At 49.5% G+C, this 17,182-nt stretch carries 16 protein-coding genes; 1 reads left to right on the forward strand and 15 read right to left on the reverse strand.

Annotated features, from left to right (window positions below; all coding sequences use genetic code 11):
• Positions 1-634: 634 nt before the first annotated feature.
• The 7 genes from ectB to FLT43_RS30865 form a co-directional block, all read right to left on the reverse strand.
• Positions 635-1,918: a diaminobutyrate--2-oxoglutarate transaminase gene (ectB, locus tag FLT43_RS13485; protein ID WP_087441240.1), complete on the reverse strand. Its 1,284-nt coding sequence runs from the start codon at positions 1,916-1,918 to the stop codon at positions 635-637.
• 406 nt (positions 1,919-2,324) lie between these two features.
• Positions 2,325-2,612, reverse strand: coding sequence for a hypothetical protein (locus FLT43_RS13495; RefSeq protein ID WP_244194092.1), 288 nt, complete (start codon positions 2,610-2,612; stop codon positions 2,325-2,327).
• 169 nt (positions 2,613-2,781) lie between these two features.
• Positions 2,782-3,297: a group II intron maturase-specific domain-containing protein gene (locus FLT43_RS13500; protein ID WP_307719731.1), complete on the reverse strand. Its 516-nt coding sequence runs from the start codon at positions 3,295-3,297 to the stop codon at positions 2,782-2,784.
• Between the two features lie 184 nt (positions 3,298-3,481).
• The gene (locus FLT43_RS13505) at positions 3,482-3,886 is read right to left on the reverse strand and encodes an ASCH domain-containing protein (protein ID WP_087441238.1); all 405 of its coding nucleotides are present in this window, start codon (positions 3,884-3,886) and stop codon (positions 3,482-3,484) included.
• A gap of 144 nt (positions 3,887-4,030) precedes the next feature.
• On the reverse strand, positions 4,031-4,225 hold the full coding sequence (locus FLT43_RS30150; RefSeq protein ID WP_244194090.1) for a hypothetical protein: 195 nt from the start codon (positions 4,223-4,225) through the stop codon (positions 4,031-4,033).
• A 334-nt stretch (positions 4,226-4,559) separates the two neighbouring features.
• A complete protein-coding gene (locus FLT43_RS30155; protein WP_244194089.1) occupies positions 4,560-4,910 on the reverse strand; it encodes a hypothetical protein in 351 nt (116 codons plus the stop codon).
• A complete protein-coding gene (locus FLT43_RS30865) occupies positions 4,907-5,425 on the reverse strand; it encodes an ATP-binding protein (protein WP_087441237.1) in 519 nt (172 codons plus the stop codon). The genes FLT43_RS30155 and FLT43_RS30865 overlap by 4 nt, the downstream gene beginning before the upstream one ends.
• Before the next feature lie 535 nt (positions 5,426-5,960).
• On the opposite strand from FLT43_RS30865, the gene FLT43_RS13520 reads away from it, so the two are divergent.
• Positions 5,961-6,122 (forward strand): DNA cytosine methyltransferase, encoded by a 162-nt coding sequence (locus tag FLT43_RS13520; protein WP_244194088.1) that lies wholly within the window; start codon positions 5,961-5,963, stop codon positions 6,120-6,122.
• Between the two features lie 695 nt (positions 6,123-6,817).
• Here the strand turns inward: FLT43_RS13520 and FLT43_RS13525 are convergent.
• From FLT43_RS13525 to sigW, 8 genes are all read right to left on the reverse strand, one after another.
• Positions 6,818-7,714 carry an AraC family transcriptional regulator gene (locus FLT43_RS13525; protein WP_087441236.1) on the reverse strand — a complete coding sequence of 299 codons (897 nt, stop codon included), beginning with the start codon at positions 7,712-7,714 and terminating at the stop codon, positions 6,818-6,820.
• A gap of 301 nt (positions 7,715-8,015) precedes the next feature.
• Positions 8,016-8,918, reverse strand: coding sequence for a TnsA endonuclease N-terminal domain-containing protein (locus FLT43_RS13530; RefSeq protein ID WP_244194087.1), 903 nt, complete (start codon positions 8,916-8,918; stop codon positions 8,016-8,018).
• Positions 8,919-9,168: 250 nt separating this feature from the next.
• Positions 9,169-11,004, reverse strand: coding sequence for a glutamine--fructose-6-phosphate transaminase (isomerizing) (gene glmS / locus FLT43_RS13535; RefSeq protein WP_087441235.1), 1,836 nt, complete (start codon positions 11,002-11,004; stop codon positions 9,169-9,171).
• A gap of 785 nt (positions 11,005-11,789) precedes the next feature.
• Positions 11,790-13,142 carry a phosphoglucosamine mutase gene (gene glmM, locus FLT43_RS13540; RefSeq protein ID WP_087441234.1) on the reverse strand — a complete coding sequence of 451 codons (1,353 nt, stop codon included), beginning with the start codon at positions 13,140-13,142 and terminating at the stop codon, positions 11,790-11,792.
• Positions 13,143-13,257: 115 nt separating this feature from the next.
• Positions 13,258-14,688 (reverse strand): CdaR family protein, encoded by a 1,431-nt coding sequence (locus FLT43_RS13545; RefSeq protein WP_087441233.1) that lies wholly within the window; start codon positions 14,686-14,688, stop codon positions 13,258-13,260.
• Positions 14,681-15,505, reverse strand: coding sequence for a diadenylate cyclase CdaA (cdaA, locus tag FLT43_RS13550; RefSeq protein ID WP_087441232.1), 825 nt, complete (start codon positions 15,503-15,505; stop codon positions 14,681-14,683). Before cdaA ends, FLT43_RS13545 begins: the two co-directional genes overlap by 8 nt.
• Positions 15,506-15,677: 172 nt before the next feature.
• Positions 15,678-16,295 (reverse strand): zf-HC2 domain-containing protein, encoded by a 618-nt coding sequence (locus FLT43_RS13555; protein WP_087441231.1) that lies wholly within the window; start codon positions 16,293-16,295, stop codon positions 15,678-15,680.
• A gap of 150 nt (positions 16,296-16,445) precedes the next feature.
• Positions 16,446-17,012 carry an RNA polymerase sigma factor SigW gene (gene sigW / locus FLT43_RS13560; protein WP_006678467.1) on the reverse strand — a complete coding sequence of 189 codons (567 nt, stop codon included), beginning with the start codon at positions 17,010-17,012 and terminating at the stop codon, positions 16,446-16,448.
• Between the last annotated feature and the right edge of the window lie 170 nt (positions 17,013-17,182).

Below are 17,182 nucleotides of genomic sequence, written 5' to 3' on the forward strand. Positions count from 1 at the left end.
CGCATGCGGCAATCCTCTGCCTAGCAGCTGTCCCGCTCGGCTCCCATGCGTGAAAGACAACAAAGAGCATCGTTCTACGCAAGAGATGCGGCTACTTCCGGCTCCTCTGCTTCATATGCTTGCTGCGGACGAGCCGCCCGAAGACGGGCTTGGGTTTAATATTGGGTTCGGAATTGGATTTGGGGATGGACAAGGGATGTTCCTTCCATCGATGTAAGGCTTGCTGTAGGGTTCCGGCCGGCCAGCAGGAAGTCGGCCGTACCTCCGGATTCGGCACCGGAGCTGCCTTTGTCGAAGCCTATCTTTAAGGGGTATTGATACACTCTATGTACGATTTGTGTATTCCCCCGCAGCCCTGGTGTGGATAAGTAAAGATCCGGCTGCGGGGTAGTGAGCTTTTCCTGACGATTAGATGTGACGATGGCGCTGCATGAGGCTCAAAGAATGCTCCGTATGGCATGAACGGGACAGCCCTTGGATTAGCGGTGAATTCTATACTGACTGACGGTACCGCAGGCAGCATGGGGAGAAAATCTTCCAATGGGGTAAAAACGTTATCTTAACATCAGGGCCACACGGCCCCCGGAAGGCACTTCCGTGCCTCTTGCCGGGGCGGTCATCAGCTTGGCCGAACTTAGGTCGTTACCAGCAAATCCTGGGTCTCCTGAGAGATCACCTGCTGTATACTGGACTTGATAATGTCGCAGCCGGCGGCAAGATGCTCCATCGAGACGGTCAGCGGAGGCATGATCTTCAGCACGTGGTCTCCTCTGCCGGCTCTTTCAATGATGAGCCCGTTCTCGAAGCTGATCTCCGTCATCCGCTTCGACCCGGCTTCATCCGTGAAGCCCGAGACGTCAATGCCCCAGATCAGACCGAGTCCGCGGATCGCGATCGACGGATGCAGAGGCTTGATTTCTTTGTCAAGGAACGAGCGCACAAACTCTTCCTTCTGCTTCACCTCGGCTTCCAGGGCGGATCTGTCCCGGAACTCGAGAGCGGCCTTGGCGGCTACAAAAGCGAGCTGGTTGCCGCGGAAGGTGCCGTTGTGCTCGCCCGGCGTCCAGAGATCCAGTTCAGGCTTCAGCAGCAGGAGGGACATTGGCAGGCCGTACCCGCTGATCGACTTCGACAGGGTAATGAGATCCGGCTCAATCCCCGCACGTTCGAAGGAGAAGAATTCGCCTGTCCGGCCGCAGCCGACTTGAATCTCGTCGGTAATGAGCAGGATATCGTGCCTGCGGCAAAGCTGCTGCAGCCCTCGCAGCCACTGCGCGTCGACGACGTGAATTCCGCCTTCGGCTTGTACCGTTTCAAGCAGGATGGCGGCCGGCTTGTCGATTCCGGAGTGCGAATCAGTCAGGATATTCTCGATATAGCCGAGCGTATCCATTTCTGCGAAAGCCCCACTCGGGTGCGGCATGAACGTAACTCCGCCCAGAGGAAGCCCCGCCCCTTCCCTCATGGACTTGGAGCTTGTCGCCGACAGGCTGCCGAGCGACATGCCGTGGAAGCCGCCCATGAATGCGAATATCCCGGTTCTCTTCTTCGCCTTGCGTGCGAGCTTCAGGGCCGCTTCCACCGCGTTCGTCCCCGTCGGACCGCAGAATTGAAGCTTGTAATTCAGCTTCTTCGGCTCCAGGATCCGCTCCGAGAAGCTCTGGATGAATTCGCGCTTGGCCATTGTATACATATCCAGACCGTGCATAATCCGGTCGGAAGTCAAGTAATCGAGAACCCGGTCCTTGATATAATCGTTGTTATGACCGTAATTCAGTGCCCCAGCACCTGCAAAAAAATCAATATATGCTCTTCCGTCCTCAGAATATAACAGGTCCCCCTTGGCCCGGTCGAATACCACCGGAAAGCTTCTGCAGTAAGATCTTACGTTGGATTCCAGCTTTTCAAAAATGCTCATGCGCTTCATCCTCCATCGGAATTGGGATAAGGTTGGCTTCATCCTTTCTGAACCTTCTGACGTCATGGAGCAACATATTCTCGGATGTCATTTTCCACAATTGTCGGTCCCCGCATGCCGGCTTTCTGGGTAGCCAGTGGACTGGTCTCTCGCGCACAGCTTGAATAGGTATAAGGACCCTACAATTCTATGTTCTAGCATAATAGGAAAGATGAGCCAAGTATAATTATATCAAAACTTCTAAGAATGTACAGTAAAGCTTTAGTTAAATTTGGTCTTTCCAACATAAGGTGTAAATATTTTGTCTAAAAAGAGCGAATAAAGAAGAAACGCTGGGAATGGTTTGCCATCAATCGAGGAATTCGACGCGTGTCGACATTCAGGGGGGCGGCCAATTTGGTAGATATTACCTGTATGCATTCTCTGCCGGTGCTCCGAATCCTTGCGTTTTGCGATAACTTAACATGATTACCTGACGAATTTCTGCAAGCCTTGCTGGCGTCTCCCCATCAATTTCAGCAGAGCCCATATCGGCTCGTACTCTCCGCCATGCTTCCCACAGGATGTCTAACCGGTAGACCTTGTCATACAGAGCGTGAAATCTTCGCTTCTTGCTTTCCTTGGCCGCATGACCTAGTTTCTCTTGGAGTTGTTGAACGTTTTCCTTTGGTGTCGTTAGCCGTTTGGCATTCACTGACTCGTACCTCCTTAAGAAACATGAACAAAGCAGGGCTCCTTTCCTCCCGCAGGTTGTGTTGTCCTGCGTTCCTCGGTGTAGAGTCGAAGGAGGTCGGCTTGTGCCTTCCTCCGTCCGCTCGTTCAAACGGATCATGCAGTTTTCCCGCAATCCGCTTTCCTTCATGTCACCCTCTGGGTGCAGTCCGTAGGTTCAAGTCTGGTAATAACGACAGGAGGTTTACCAATTTGTACTTGGAGTAGAAGACGGATTCATGCAACTTTTTCCATCCCATGTTGCGCCAGCGTTTAAAACGGTGACTCCATATTCGCCGAATAATCCAGCGTTGGATTCGATTGAAGAGCTTTCTTACGTGGGCTTTACGGAAGTAGTTGCCCCATCCCCGTATAACAGGGTTGATGGAGTCAATGAGTTCAAAGACGGTGAGTGGAATTCGTATGTGCGTTCGGGCTCGAATGGTGTCCTTAAACGACTGGATCGATTTGTCCTCGTGAAAAGCATAGATGTTCATCTTCGGTTGCTTTTTCACCTTTTCCCTCGGTAACGACAGTCCTGTGAACATAGGAGAATTTTCGTTTTTGAAAAGGACAGGAGTCCGTCGGTTCGTCCCTGCATGCTGTACATAGCCAACCTTGAACGGCATTCGCTCCGCCAACGATTTCGGCATCCTCCCGAGCAGCATACGCCGAACATCGCAGAACTAGCCTCATCGGTATAACCGTCTTGCTCATGTTCGTTCACCTGCTGTTCCCGCAGACGCAGTCCTCGCGCGGGCTAACTCTTCACATTGATTTATCGATAAGTGTTCAAAAAAATAAAGGCCCCAGCCAAAAAAATCCTTGGCTGAAACCATTTGTTCTTCAACATTACAAAACTAATTGAAGTTCCTTCCATTCCTCATCTGCAACATAACGATACGACTGCGGAGCTACGAAATGTCCAAAAACCTCTTCCGGTTGAACAGGGTTTTCATATTCCCGATATTCCTTAATTTGAATTGCATAACCGGTTTCTCTGTCTGAAAAATATTGCATGAAAAAGTCTTTAGAAATTCCTGATTCATTGTGAGTCCGATCCCATAGCGCTTGAGGAGTATCAGATATAATATAATCAAATGTAAATTCTCCGACAATCATCCCTACTGGCTTCGTGCAGTAAATGATGACGGACTCAACCTCTTTCTTAAAAATCCTCTTCCGGTTTTCGAAAAGCTTCTTACCATTTACAATCTGCTCCACAAACTCAGGTCTAATCGATAACAATACTTTCAAGTACTCCACCTTCTTCTAGTATACGAACAAACTGTTCATCCATGATTTGAAAGAAGCCCCAATAAATGTTGCAGTCAATCCCAATCTGCTCAATAAGCTTCTGACGAATCAATCGTTTGCTTAATGCTGCATTATATGTCATTTTTATTGTATAGCACCCGCCGCGGTTATACCAATATTGTAAATCATTCGATCAAATACACTATATTTTGTGGCATAAGAATAAAATGCTTCAAAATTTTCGAATTCGGTTTGGTAACGGACTTCCTCCACTACGCATACAGAACTGACGACAGAACTATACTCTGCTTTTTTTCCTTCATCCTTGGTTCGATACATGAACAATATATCTCCTCTTACCAGAGGAAACACTTTCATCCTGGTTACATATATCTTGTGAATGCTGTTCGTGTATGAGACATCTTCTAGGATGTTGAGGTTCTCATTTCTTAAGATAGAGTCTGGGAACATGACGGAATGATATTGAGGATAGATCGAAAGTATGTATTTGTTATTGCCTTTTATCGAAATCAAAGGATAATCCGTTAATATTTCGCCCGTAAATGTGGTCAGAGACTTTACAAACACCAACTCAGTTCCGTTTACTGTTACCTTTACTCCATGGCGTGAAAACCCATACTTTTCGAACAGATCCACGAGTGCCTTATGCTTTTCAAATACAGTGACTCAACATTGTTCTACACCCATTACAATTGCATAATCGATGGCCTTTTTTTATAAAACGTTCGCCTAAGCGTGTACCGTGTGGATTTATTTTGAGCGTACCTATCTTCAGGAGGCGCTTACCGGAGATGACGGGTTCTACATCTGTAATGGGTCCTGATTCAACTTTAAAATAAAGAAAGCCTTGAACAAATCCGTTTTCGTAATACAGATATGCCTCTTCATCTCCCTTTCGTTCAAACCAAGCTGCAAATTCCCGATAATCGGACTTCAGAGAATCAAAAAAGGGGTCATTCAGATTAACCTCTCTAAACTTCTTCCGTTCAAGTATTCCGCTCATAGAGTCCCCTCCTTGTAACATTCGCTTACGAAACCGCTCAAATCAAACGTACTGGTGGGAGTAATAATACTAAAAGGGCAACTCAATTTTCCCGACACGTATTGAGCGTATTCCATTTCTGCATTTTGAAACTTCTCTAGAAATGATAGGTCATAATGCTGAGCATCTCTAGCACCTAATCTATCGTAAATGGAACACACATCATCCTTTAGAAGAATTATTCCAGATGGGTTAATATCTGCGAATGTTTGATACGGTACCCTTTCAACCGCATTTCCTTTATTTACAAGGTAAAAGTGCCCGTCTAATAAAAATCTCTGGGACGCGCAGATACGCCTCACGGCGGAAAGAATCAACAGTTGGTTATCCTCAACTTGATCCACTCTCTTGTCAAGTGTAAATAACTCGTTTCTTTCTTGAGCAATTAGCGTACTTGCAGAGTAATGCGCTATACCTACATGAGTAGACCTTTCTCTACACCAGCTTGTTTTGCCGACACCGTGTAGTATGTATATTGTTTTTTAGCATTTTAAAAGGGAGCCACGAATCAATCCCTCGGGCTCCCTTCTAGATGCTGAAAATCATTCATCTTGCATTTCGGTTCATGACATCTTTTACTGGTTCATGACTTTTTTATACTGGGACAAGTGAGGGTTCTTCGCGGACAAGTTTATTCGTATAGCTAGAAAAAACAACTGAATACTAAGAGAAGTTACTGACCATGTTGGGCAACACCTACGGATAATAAATTTGAATGATTCGGGGGTTGGGGTCATTTAATCCAAACTTCTCTCATAATTTACCGCTTAAACTAACGGATACGAAGTTAAACATAAGGGCTCCACATATTAGTTATAAATAATATGTGGAGCCCTTTATTTTTTGATGATTCTTGAATTTAGGACTTGATAATGAAAAGTCGGGAATATAGAAATTGTCTAACATGATTCTATATAACAAAGTCATTATTCATAAATTTTTTATTATAGATGCCCATTCCATTCAAAATAACGGTATATTAGATAAATTATCTGAAAACGGGAAAGTCATATGCATAGATCGAGCAGGATTCGATACAATAAAGAGCATGATCCACGTAATTATTTATATCGACAGTATGTTAAGTTCTTGGAAAAATACAAACCTAAGTTATTTGTTTTTGAGAATGTACCCGGCATTTTAAATGCTGGAAATACAAGAAGCCAAGCATAATATGCAAAATGACTTTAGAAACGGCAAAATCAGAAGCTTAGATGACCGAGAGGTAATATAAAATGCTCTTATCACCGTCTATGTTCGGTGCTTCACGAGATTCTGATTAATCGCTATTATTTAAAGGTGTACGGTTTTATTAAGAAAGTTCGCAAAAACCTTGCACCTGATTAAATGTCATAATCCCATTTCCTCATAGTTTTCTTTGAGTATCTCATGATTTCTCGCGTTTATGCATTATTCAGCAAGTCCTACTTGTATAAACAATAATTCACAAAAATAGAACCTCCTCATTAAAGGGAAGTTCTATTACTAAAATTTAAACTCTAAGTTTTTCTAAAAAAACCTTTTTCCAATAAAGAATGAAAAATATCTCTAAACTCTCTTGCTAAAACAAAGAGTTACACTAATTGATCCAAATAACACAAGTAAAACAATGGATGAACTTAAATATTTTTATGATGAATGGATAAGACTAGCTCGATTGTATAAAAATCTTTATTACTATGTAGGTTATAGTAATCCTGGTTATAAAAACAAGAGGATTCAAAGATTATTGAAGACATACGCCCGTTAGCGTAATAGAAACAAGGAACAGCTGCCGTGGCAAACTGTTCCTTGTTTCGTTGAGCTATCGTTCCCAGTTAGTTGAAAGTCCCCTCGTAGGAACCCTTATTTTTCCTCCCAGCAACCAATTATACTTTGTGTACCGCAAACCAAAGTTCGATATAATTGAGACCGTCTTTTGTGCCGTACATTTCAAACTCTCCCCCGTCCACCTGCTCGTAGCCAGACGTCGGGAGCCATTCGGTGTAAAAGCGGCGGTAAAGCGTCTCAATTGTCTCTCCGAACTGATTCCATGGGTGTGGATCCGACGGGAAAATCGCCCACGTATGCGCGGGAATAGTCACCGATGTATACCCATCCGTGTCGCTGGCTTCATCTTTAAAGGCACACAGCATGTATGGGAACGTTTCTGGTCCAGTCTTCCGGTAGCTGCACACTGCATGCACGGGATGCAGCTCCCGGCTGACGAATGATGGCAAAGTGCCCGCACGCGCTTCTAGCTGCTTAAAATCGCCGTTCGCATGGCTCTGTTCCCATAGCTTAGCTGGTGTCTGCGGCTCCTCACCGCCCCCATCGGTTTGGAATATGCCTTCAATACCGAACACCTCAAAGCTTTCCTTTGTCTCGATCCGATAATTCATAGCCTCTGCTCCTTTGATCGTAATTAGAAAGGATAGACGGGGATAAGCTTTGAGCTCAATCCCGTCCTGACGGGCCATGGCTGGCGTGATTCCATGCAGCGCATGGAAAGCCCGCGCAAATGAGACAGGTGATTCGTAGCCATACTTCAGTGCAACATCGATTACTTTTGCAGCCCCACCGTGGCGCAACTCTAACGCGGCAAGCGTCAACCGTCTCCGCCTAATGTACTCTGCTAGTGTCACGTCCGTAATGAACGAGAACATCCGCTGGAACTGGTATGACGAACAGCAAGCCATTCGGGCCACCTCACTCAGCTTGATTTCCCCGGTTAGATTTGCTTCAACATAGTCTATTGCTCGATTCATTCGCTCCAGCCACTCCATCATTCTCCCTCCTCTCTTCGAATTAAGCATAGCAGCTTCGGCCTCCCGCATCGCAACCATTTGTGCCCTAAAAAGTTGCTTGACCCTCGATGTTCCGAACGCCCCGACGTCCTACGTAGTTTGTTTGGAAGAATGCCGGCTGCCGCATTCCAGTTACTTTCTTTAGCTATAGTGTCCCGTTGGCTGAATCAGTTAAAAATTCACATTAATAAAAAGCTTCCATTGTATAGAGTCTTCTTTCATCTATATTAAGCACAGCAATAATATAGCTCCCATCTGCTTTTTTCTCTGTGAAGTATAGTTAATCATGATTAAATTTCACCGGATTGTCTAGGAATAGCTTCTCATATCGTTCGTATTCTTGGTGTAGATTTTGTATTTGCTTTTTGTATACATTTATATGATCTGATACAATGCCACCACTGTTCTCAATCTTTCTCCAATCATTTTGCTGAATGAGTTTTTCAATAGCCACTTCATTATAGTCGGATATTAAGTAATAGTCTAAATCCCGACCACCGTTATGAAAAACGGTAGTAACCTTTTCTGACGGAGGTGCTTCACTGTTATTTATCGCATCAAAAATATGAGGCGCAACAAAACTTACGTTATTCGGATTCAAGTCTGCTTTCGCACTTAAATAGTAACTATCGTAGATCCAATCTAAGTTGAAAAATAAGTTAGACGGCTTTATGTCGTCTATTACTACCCCCCAATCCATTCCCTTCTCTTCAAAAAAACGACGCTCGATTTCAAGTTTCTGCAATGTAGCAGTTGTAAGTTCCATTGTAGGTTTAACAGTACGTATAACATCTCGCAAATCTTCTGGATGCTTCTCTCCAAGAATAGTTATATTAAAATCAGTGGTCATGACGACCGGGTCTCCATTATCATCGCTCGGATGGGGAACGTTTAGTTCATTCGCAATCTCTATCGTTCTCTCTTTAGGTAAAAGAGGATATTGTTCACGAATATCCACGATTCGATCAGAGAATTCTAAAACGAGATAATAGTAGTATTCACCGCGTGACATAAAATGATGAATTCTTTCGGATTTCCATCCTAAATCACGTGACCGGACTCCATCTGATGAAAAGTCATAAGTTTTAACATAGGGCTGGTAATCGGCGAAATGGCCCTGCCCGCGTCCTTCTTTTAGACGTCTTTGTTCAATTTTCCATTGTGGCTGCCCTTTTTTAATCATCCAATATTCCTCCTAAAATACTTACTAGAATTAGTATTTACAAAAATAATTTATATAGAACAAAAAAACGGCACAAAAAGAGTGATGTACCTTTCGTACACCTTGCTCTTCTTGTGCCGCGTGGCTAGAAGCGATACCGTTACCGTCCAAAATAGTTGACGACCGTAACTATTACCATTTGAAGTTTTAATAAAAACCAGTTACCAACATTAATGTCTCTGAACAAAAGTCTAAAACTTTATTTTTCTTTTTACTCCACCGTCACGCTCTTCGCCAGATTGCGCGGCTTGTCGACGTCATTGCCGCGGGCCAGGCTCGCGTAATACGCGATAAGCTGCAGCGGCACGACGGCAAGGGCTGGCGCCAGCAGCGGCAGCGTAGCCGGGACGACGAAGATGCCGTCGACCGCCTTCTGCAGCGCCGGGGCGTTCGCTTCGTCGGTGACCGCGAAGACGACTCCGCCGCGAGCCTTCACTTCCTTGATGTTGCTCACCGTCTTCTCCAAGAGCGCAGACTGGGTCGCAAGCGCGATGACAGGCACGCCTTCTTCGATCAGAGCTAGCGTACCATGCTTCAATTCCCCGGCCGCATAGGCTTCGGAATGAATATACGAGATCTCCTTCAGCTTGAGCGAGCCTTCGAGCGCTACGGCGTAATCGAGGCCGCGTCCGATGAAGAACAGATGCTCATGACCCGCCGTCTCCTCGGCCACCCGCTTCAGTTCGCCAGCCTGCTCCAGGATGCGCTCGACCTGCTCAGGCAAGGCCTGCATTGCAGCAAGCTGCTTCCGGATCCAGGCTTGGTCCTTCGTGCCCAGCGTCTGGGCAGCGTATAAGCTGAACAGCATGAAGGCTATCAGCTGCGAAGTGTACGCCTTGGTCGAAGCGACCGCGATCTCCGGACCGGCCCACGTAATGATGGTGTCATCCGCTTCGCGGGCGACCGAGCTGCCGACCGCATTCGTAATGGCCATCACAGCGGCGCCGCAGCGCTTCGCTTCCCGCAGAGCGGCAAGTGTATCGGCCGTCTCTCCCGACTGGCTTACCACGATGACCAGCGTCTCCGGGGTAATAATCGGCGAGCGGTACCGGTACTCCGACGCGACATCCGTCTCGACCGGGATGCCTGTGCACTGCTCAATGAGGGTCCGTCCGACCAGACCCGCATGATAAGCGGTGCCGCAAGCGACAATCTGAATATTGCGAATGCTCCGAAGCTTCTCCGCGCTGAGCACATTGAGCTCTGGCAGCTTGATGCCGCTTCGGTCCTCTGTAATTCTTCCGCGCATCGTATCCCGATACGCCTTGGGCTGCTCATGAATTTCTTTGAGCATGAAATGGTCATATCCGCCTTTTTCTGCAGTGACCGCGTCCCAATCGACAACAATCATTTCCCGAGAAATAAAATTCCCTTCCAGTGTCATCAATTCGACAGCGTCCCGGGTAAGGACCGCCATCTCTCCGTCATTCAAAATATAGACTCGACGCGTATACTGTAAAATTGCCGGGATATCCGACCCGATAAAATTCTCGCCATCGCCGATGCCGATGACAAGCGGGCTGGCAAAACGTACCGCCACCAGCTTATCCGGCTCGTATTCCGTCAGCACAGCCAACGCGAAGGCGCCGCGCATATGGGAAGTCGCTCGCTGGACCGCCTTGACGATGTCCCCATCGTACTCCCGGGCGATCAGGTGAGAGATCACTTCCGTATCGGTATCCGACACGAAATGAACTCCTTCCGCGATCAGCTCTTCCTTCAGTTCCATATAGTTCTCCACGATCCCGTTATGGACAACGGAGAACTTCCGCGAAGCATCTGTATGCGGATGAGAATTCTCATCCGAAGGCTTCCCGTGCGTCGCCCAACGCGTATGCCCGATGCCGACGCTCCCCTCCAGCGGCTGCGCTTCCAGCCGGGAAGCGAGCACCGCCAGACGGCCTTGGGCCTTGCTGACCTGCAGCCCATCCGGGGTAAATACCGCAATGCCCGCCGAATCATAGCCACGGTACTCCAGCTTGCTCAGTCCATCCAACAATACAGCTTGAGAATTTCTTGCACCGATATATCCGACAATACCACACATCCTAATCCAACCTCCGTTATGCCGACGTACGTGAAGGACGCCGCACACGGAAGCCATGCTGCCTGCAACAACGCATCGATGCATCGCATTAGGGCGGCCCCCTTGTCCAGGAACGCTCCTCCTGACAAGGGAAAGCCGCAGTCCGTGATATTCAGTTGTGCAAGGAATGAGCGTTGCACAGCAGCATGTCCGGAAAGATCTTCCGAATCCGATGTGCGCGTCCATTCATGAGCCAGCCCATTTAGTATATATTTTCGTTCCTGTATATTCGATAATCATCCTGTCAACGTAAGCAGGCGTTGTCTGACAAGTCGCCTTGCCGCTTTCCGCCATGCTATTACGGTGCCGTTGGCGCACCGGGAGGTCCCCGCCGAACAATTTCGAACACCTCCACCTCGTCCACTTGTCCAGCATGCCGAACGCTGGTGCCAAGTGCTGGCGCTTATGATGCAGTTCCCTGCGAAATGGCTGCTACCCTCGCTTTCCTCATTGAATCATATGACGTGCATGCTTCCCGTTTCGGTAAGCTGTTCGAATCGCGCTAGCCCGATTCAGCAGCCTTACCGCCCTCGACAGAATACCGTGTATTCTACACATGCTTATCGACTCCGTGCGTCAGCCGGCTACTGCTGTGATGTCGTGAAGCCCGGCAAGCTGTCCTTCCATCCTGCCACAGCGGAATCTGCTTTTATTATATTCATGTTGCCTCCCGTTGGCAACAGGCGTCCCGGCAAGTTAGGACAAAAGCCGTCCATCCGCTCGACACGAATGGACGGCCTGTCCCTCTAGTTCGATACGCTCAATTCCTGCAAGATCACGTCTGCAATCTGCTTGACATATCCTTCGACAACATTGACTTCCGGGCCTTCGGCCATAACGCGAATGAGCGACTCCGTACCCGACGGACGCACGAGCACGCGGCCGTTATCCCCCAATTCCCGCTCCACCGAAGCAATCGCCTCTTCGATAACCGGATTGTCTTTATACTTGCTCTTATCCTCAACCCGCACGTTCACGAGCACCTGCGGGAACTTGCGCATCAATTGCCGGGCTTCGCTCAGCTTCTTGCCGCTGCCCTTCAGCGTGTCAACCAATTGAATACCGGTCAGCATCCCGTCGCCTGTCGTATTGTAGTCCAGGAAGATAACGTGGCCGGATTGCTCCCCGCCCAGGTTATAGTCCCCGCGGCGCATCTCTTCCATCACATAGCGATCCCCGACCCCCGTTTTGGCCGTATTCAGCTCCAGACTGCCGGCGGCCTTGAAGAAGCCGATATTGCTCATGACAGTCGTCACGATCGTATCCTGCTTCAAGCGGCCTTCCTTCTTCATCGCCTCGCCGCAGATGAGCAGCACGAAGTCGCCGTCTACTTCTTCTCCCGCTCCATCGATGGCAATCAGCCGATCGGCATCTCCGTCGAAGGCCAATCCGAGATCCGCCTCATGCTTCAAGACCTCCCGCCTCAAATGCTCCGGATGAGTCGAGCCGCACTCGGCATTGATATTCAAGCCATTCGGCTCGGCGCCAATCGCAATAACCTCGGCGCCAAGATCGCGGAACAAGCGGGGAGCTAATTCATACGCCGCTCCATTCGCGCAGTCCAGCACGATCTTGAGGCCGTCGAACCGATGCTTCACCGTTGACTTCAAATATTCGACATAACGCCATTTCGCTTCCGTGTCGGTAGTGACCGTCCCAAGCTCGCTGCCAATCGGACGAGGAAGCTCGTCGACCTCCGCATCCATCAGGCGCTCGATCTCCAATTCGGTCTCGTCCAGCAGCTTGAAGCCGTCACGGCCGAAGAACTTGATTCCATTATCCTCCACCGGATTATGGGAAGCGGAGATCATGACGCCTGCATCCGCCCCCAGCTCGCGGGTCAGATAAGCGACAGCCGGCGTCGTCACGACGCCGAGCTGGACCACATCTGCCCCAATGGACAGCAGACCGGCGGTCAGCGAGGCCTCCAGCATGCGTCCCGATACCCGGGTGTCCATGCCGATAACCACCTTAGGCTTCGTGGCTGCCTTTCCTGTTAATACATAACCGCCGCAGCGGCCGATTTTATAAGCAAGCTCCGCAGTAAGCTCCGTATTGGCAATACCGCGGACGCCGTCTGTACCGAAATATTTCCCCATAACAAACCTGCTCTCCTTCATTCTGCCGCCTGCATCTGCCTGCGCTGAGGCGGGACGGATGCAGGCGGCTCCTCGATTACTTGTTATATATCGTTCACATGCTGATTATATGCGTTCATTCCTGAGTGAGCGTATCATCGCCGGGACCGGGATCGGTAGAAGTCTCTTCTTCCGGCGTCTGATCTTCCTCATGGTTCGAGCGGTTCGGCTCGGTTGTGTCTGTACCTGGGTGATTCCCTTCCGTAGCGCCGTGCGTTCCGTTATCCGGCTCGCCGCCGCCTTCCGGAGCGGGATCTGTCGTGACGGGCTCCCCCTTATCCCGAATCTCGACAGTTACCGTGAGCGGAGTCTGTTCCGCGCGCCTTACGAAGCGGGGCAGATTGACCTGAACGTTGATCGTATGCGTGCCTGCCGGCAAATCATTGACATTCGCGATAAGCTGAACATCGCTGGCTGTCATCTCGTCGATCAGGTTCGGCGCACCGACAACGGTGACATCAAGCTTGCGGGTAGCCGGTTCCACAATCGATGTCTCCAGTCGGTCATTCTCCCCGGTGAGCGTAATCGGAACACCGGTAATCACCTTCTGCTTCACGGCGGACACGACGGCATCCACCGTAATCTCACTCGGTTCTATTTTCTCAATGTTCGGCGGCGGCGTCAATGTTACGTTCAGCTTATATTGTCCGGCCTGGTCGATTTGCTTCAAATTCACTTGAACCCCGTCGAAAAATTCGATCTTATTCAATACTTCCTGAGGGCCATATAGCGTAATCTGGTTGACGCTCGGCACCAGTGAAGAGACGGCCAGTCCGTCCGGAAGCTGCCCGACCAGATCCAATTGAAGCGGAACCGTCTTGAACGGCTTCGTAATCGGAACTTCAATCTCTACGACCGATGGCGTAATGACCGCATCCTCGATTTCCTTCCCGCGGTCATTATAGGCCGTTAGCTTCACGCGCTTGGCAATCACCGACTCGTTGGCCCCCTCGATATTGACGGCAGCAGCGACAGCAGCCACCTCGGTCATCCGCGACGCAGGCAGCGTCACATGAACCCGGTTCGACGGGGAGACAATCGGCGTGCCCGGCTTATACCCTTGGGCAGCCGCTCCTTGGGTCCGGACCTGAATCTCGAACTCCTTCGTCTGCACATCCTCCAGCTCGACCGTGACACTCGACGGCTGCATCGCCTGAAGCTCGATGCCCGGAGGGAAATCATGCTGCAGCTGCACGACATGCTTCCCCGGCCCATAGCCGGTCAAGTCGAGAATCACCTTATAATTCTCAGGCAGCGCGGCGGCGATCGTGGTTCGCTTCCCACGCACCTGAATCCGCACCGAATCCGGCGTAATCGACTGGATCTCCTGCTGCTTCGTATCCAAGCCGACGGTCCGTACCTGGACGTTGTCAATCCATCGCGTCTCCATAAGCGGAGGAACCGAGACACTCGCCGGATCATCCTTATGCACGACGATGAACAGCAGCACCCCGATGAGAAGCGCGATAACCTTGGCGGAAGTATTGTTCATTAACCATTTATCCATGATGCTCACCTTTTCGTTTCCAGAACAAGCGGCGTTCTTTTTTGGCAGGCGGCTTCAATTCCTCGAACAGCTTCGAGATTAGCGACTCTTCCTTGATGTCACGGACCACTTGCCCGTTCATAGACAGAGACACCTGCCCCGTCTCTTCCGATACGATCACCGAGATGGCATCGCTCACTTCGCTGATTCCGATCGCCGCGCGGTGTCTCGTTCCGAGCTCTTTGCTGATGAACGGATTCTCCGATAATGGCAAATAACAGGCTGCCGCGGCGATCTGGCTGCCGCGCACGATGACCGCGCCGTCATGAAGCGGCGTATTCGGAACGAAAATATTGATCAGCAGCTCAGAGCTAAGCCTCGATTCCATGGCAATGCCCGACTCGGTATATTCATTGAGCCCCGTCGTGCGCTCAAATACAATGAGCGCCCCGATTTTCCGCCGGGACATGTAATTCACTGCCTTAATCAATTCCCCGATAATGCGGGCGGTCTCGTCCTCATCGACGGCCGTGCGGCGCCCTAATATTTTCCCTCGGCCCAGCTGCTCCAGCGCGCGCCGCATCTCCGGCTGGAAGATGATGACCAGCGCCAGCACCCCGAAGGTGAACATCTGATTCATTAGCCATTTCAACGTATATAAATTAAACCATGTACTGACCGCCCAGATGATGACGAGGATAAAAATCCCCTTCAACAGCTGGATGGCGCGAGTGCCACGGATAAGGACAAGCAATTGATAAATAATATAGCTCACGGCCAGAATATCTATAACATCCTTGAGCATGTTCGGCCACGTCATGTCCGCAAAATAATTCATGCTGGTACCCCCAACATTCCCTGATAAAATCATTCATCTACAGCGTTCTCTCATGAACTTAACTATATACTTTTCTCCGCCATGACGCAAAACTCCTGTCTGAACCAAAAAAACTCTCCTACAGACATCGCAGGAGAGCTTGATATCGGTCAAGAGGCCGACCGATGTCCCGTCAAGGGACATCCGGCTTTGTACCGAACAAACTAGTAATTTGGTACCATATCCAGCTGATGGCTTCGTCGATCTGGTGAACCGATCCCGAAATATTCGCGGTGGATGCCTGGAACAGCTTCCCGTCGATGACGGTGACGTCTCCCTTCACCTTGCCGTACACTTCGGCTGCGCCATTGCGAATCGTCAGATCGCCGGCTACCTCCTTGTCAGGAGGCACGATGACGACGTTATTCTCAATGACAACGCCATCCAGATTCGAGCCTTTCACGACGAGCTGTTTATCTGAATTCCACATACTGAGCCAACTGGTCATCATAACCACAACAAAGACGGCCGCAACCGTAATTGCGGGATGCCGCTTCACCCATACCGAAAAGGCGCTGCGCTGCTTCGGCTTCGGGATAATACTCATAATGCGGTCGGTGAGATCCTCGGATACGGGCTGCAAACGATGATTGAACCCGTACAGCAGACGGTCCGTATGCTCCAACTCACGGAATCGCTCATGGCAAGCCGGGCAACCAAGCATATGCTTTTTCAGTTCCACCGCACATTCTCGGTCCAAATCGTCATCCAGAAGATCATGCATCAATGAGACGGCTTGTTTGCAATCCATTTGAGCCAGTCCTTTCTTGAAGTCTCATAAAATAACCCGCAAGTTCGAAACTCTCAATCCGGCCGGAAGAGGAGTCGGACATTTGCCGGTCTCATATACGTTACGCTGCAGCAATCGAATAGTTTCAAACAAATAATCTGTTATTAATGCCTATAATTTCCGTTCCAGCTTTTTGCGCAAAAATTCCCTTCCCCGGTGCACGCGCGTTTTAATGGTCGTGACCGGCATATCCAGCACATCACTGATCTCCTGCAGCGACATATCCTGCAAGTACCGCAGCACCATGACCGATTTATATTTGGACGGCAGGCTATTAATCGCTTCCTGCACCATGCGTTGGGTCTCGCTGACAATCAGATACGATTCCGGCGTCCGATCGTCGCTTGGAATCATCGCATATCCGTCCACGCCCTCCTGCTCCGTCATCTCGGCATCCAGGGAGTAACTCGGCTTCCGCTTGCGAAGCCGATCGATACATAAGTTCGTCCCAATTCGGTAAATCCACGTGGAGAACTTCTGATTCTCGTCGTAGCGGTCCAGATTGCGGTATACGCGCAAAAAGGTATCCTGCACCACGTCCTCCGCCTCATGCCGGTTATTCAGCATGCGGTAGGCCAGGTGATAGATCTTATCTTTATATAATTCGACAATCTCGGCGAAAGCCCGTGTGTCTCCTTTGCGGGCCAATCTCGCGAGCCGTTTCTCCAATGTATTCACGGTCTCCCTCCATCCTCACTGCCCGTTAATGCCGATGTCTTCCACAATCATTGCGGTACAATGACAATGCCGGACATCGCAAGCAGGAATCCGAACCTCTGGAGCACCGTCCCCTGTACTCTGTCCATCCGTCCATTCATCACGCAGCACGATGGCCGTCCAATAATGCG

Origin of the sequence: Paenibacillus thiaminolyticus (assembly GCF_007066085.1) — a bacterium.
Lineage (GTDB): Bacteria > Bacillota > Bacilli > Paenibacillales > Paenibacillaceae > Paenibacillus_B > Paenibacillus_B thiaminolyticus.

Excerpts from the sequence above, each read along its gene's own strand:
- ectB (WP_087441240.1), bottom strand. The coding sequence starts at position 1,918 with ATGAGCATTTTTGAAAAGCTGGAATCCAACGTAAGATCTTACTGCAGA.
- FLT43_RS13530 (WP_244194087.1), bottom strand. The coding sequence starts at position 8,918 with ATGATTAAAAAAGGGCAGCCACAATGGAAAATTGAACAAAGACGTCTA.
- cdaA (WP_087441232.1), bottom strand. The coding sequence starts at position 15,505 with ATGAATTATTTTGCGGACATGACGTGGCCGAACATGCTCAAGGATGTT.
- glmM (WP_087441234.1), bottom strand. The coding sequence starts at position 13,142 with ATGGGGAAATATTTCGGTACAGACGGCGTCCGCGGTATTGCCAATACG.
- FLT43_RS13525 (WP_087441236.1), bottom strand. The coding sequence starts at position 7,714 with ATGGAGTGGCTGGAGCGAATGAATCGAGCAATAGACTATGTTGAAGCA.
- FLT43_RS30155 (WP_244194089.1), bottom strand. The coding sequence starts at position 4,910 with ATGAGCGGAATACTTGAACGGAAGAAGTTTAGAGAGGTTAATCTGAAT.
- glmS (WP_087441235.1), bottom strand. The coding sequence starts at position 11,004 with ATGTGTGGTATTGTCGGATATATCGGTGCAAGAAATTCTCAAGCTGTA.
- FLT43_RS13520 (WP_244194088.1), top strand. The coding sequence starts at position 5,961 with ATGCATAGATCGAGCAGGATTCGATACAATAAAGAGCATGATCCACGT.
- FLT43_RS13500 (WP_307719731.1), bottom strand. The coding sequence starts at position 3,297 with ATGCTGCTCGGGAGGATGCCGAAATCGTTGGCGGAGCGAATGCCGTTC.
- FLT43_RS13555 (WP_087441231.1), bottom strand. The coding sequence starts at position 16,295 with ATGGATTGCAAACAAGCCGTCTCATTGATGCATGATCTTCTGGATGAC.
- FLT43_RS30150 (WP_244194090.1), bottom strand. The coding sequence starts at position 4,225 with ATGTATCGAACCAAGGATGAAGGAAAAAAAGCAGAGTATAGTTCTGTC.
- FLT43_RS13545 (WP_087441233.1), bottom strand. The coding sequence starts at position 14,688 with ATGGATAAATGGTTAATGAACAATACTTCCGCCAAGGTTATCGCGCTT.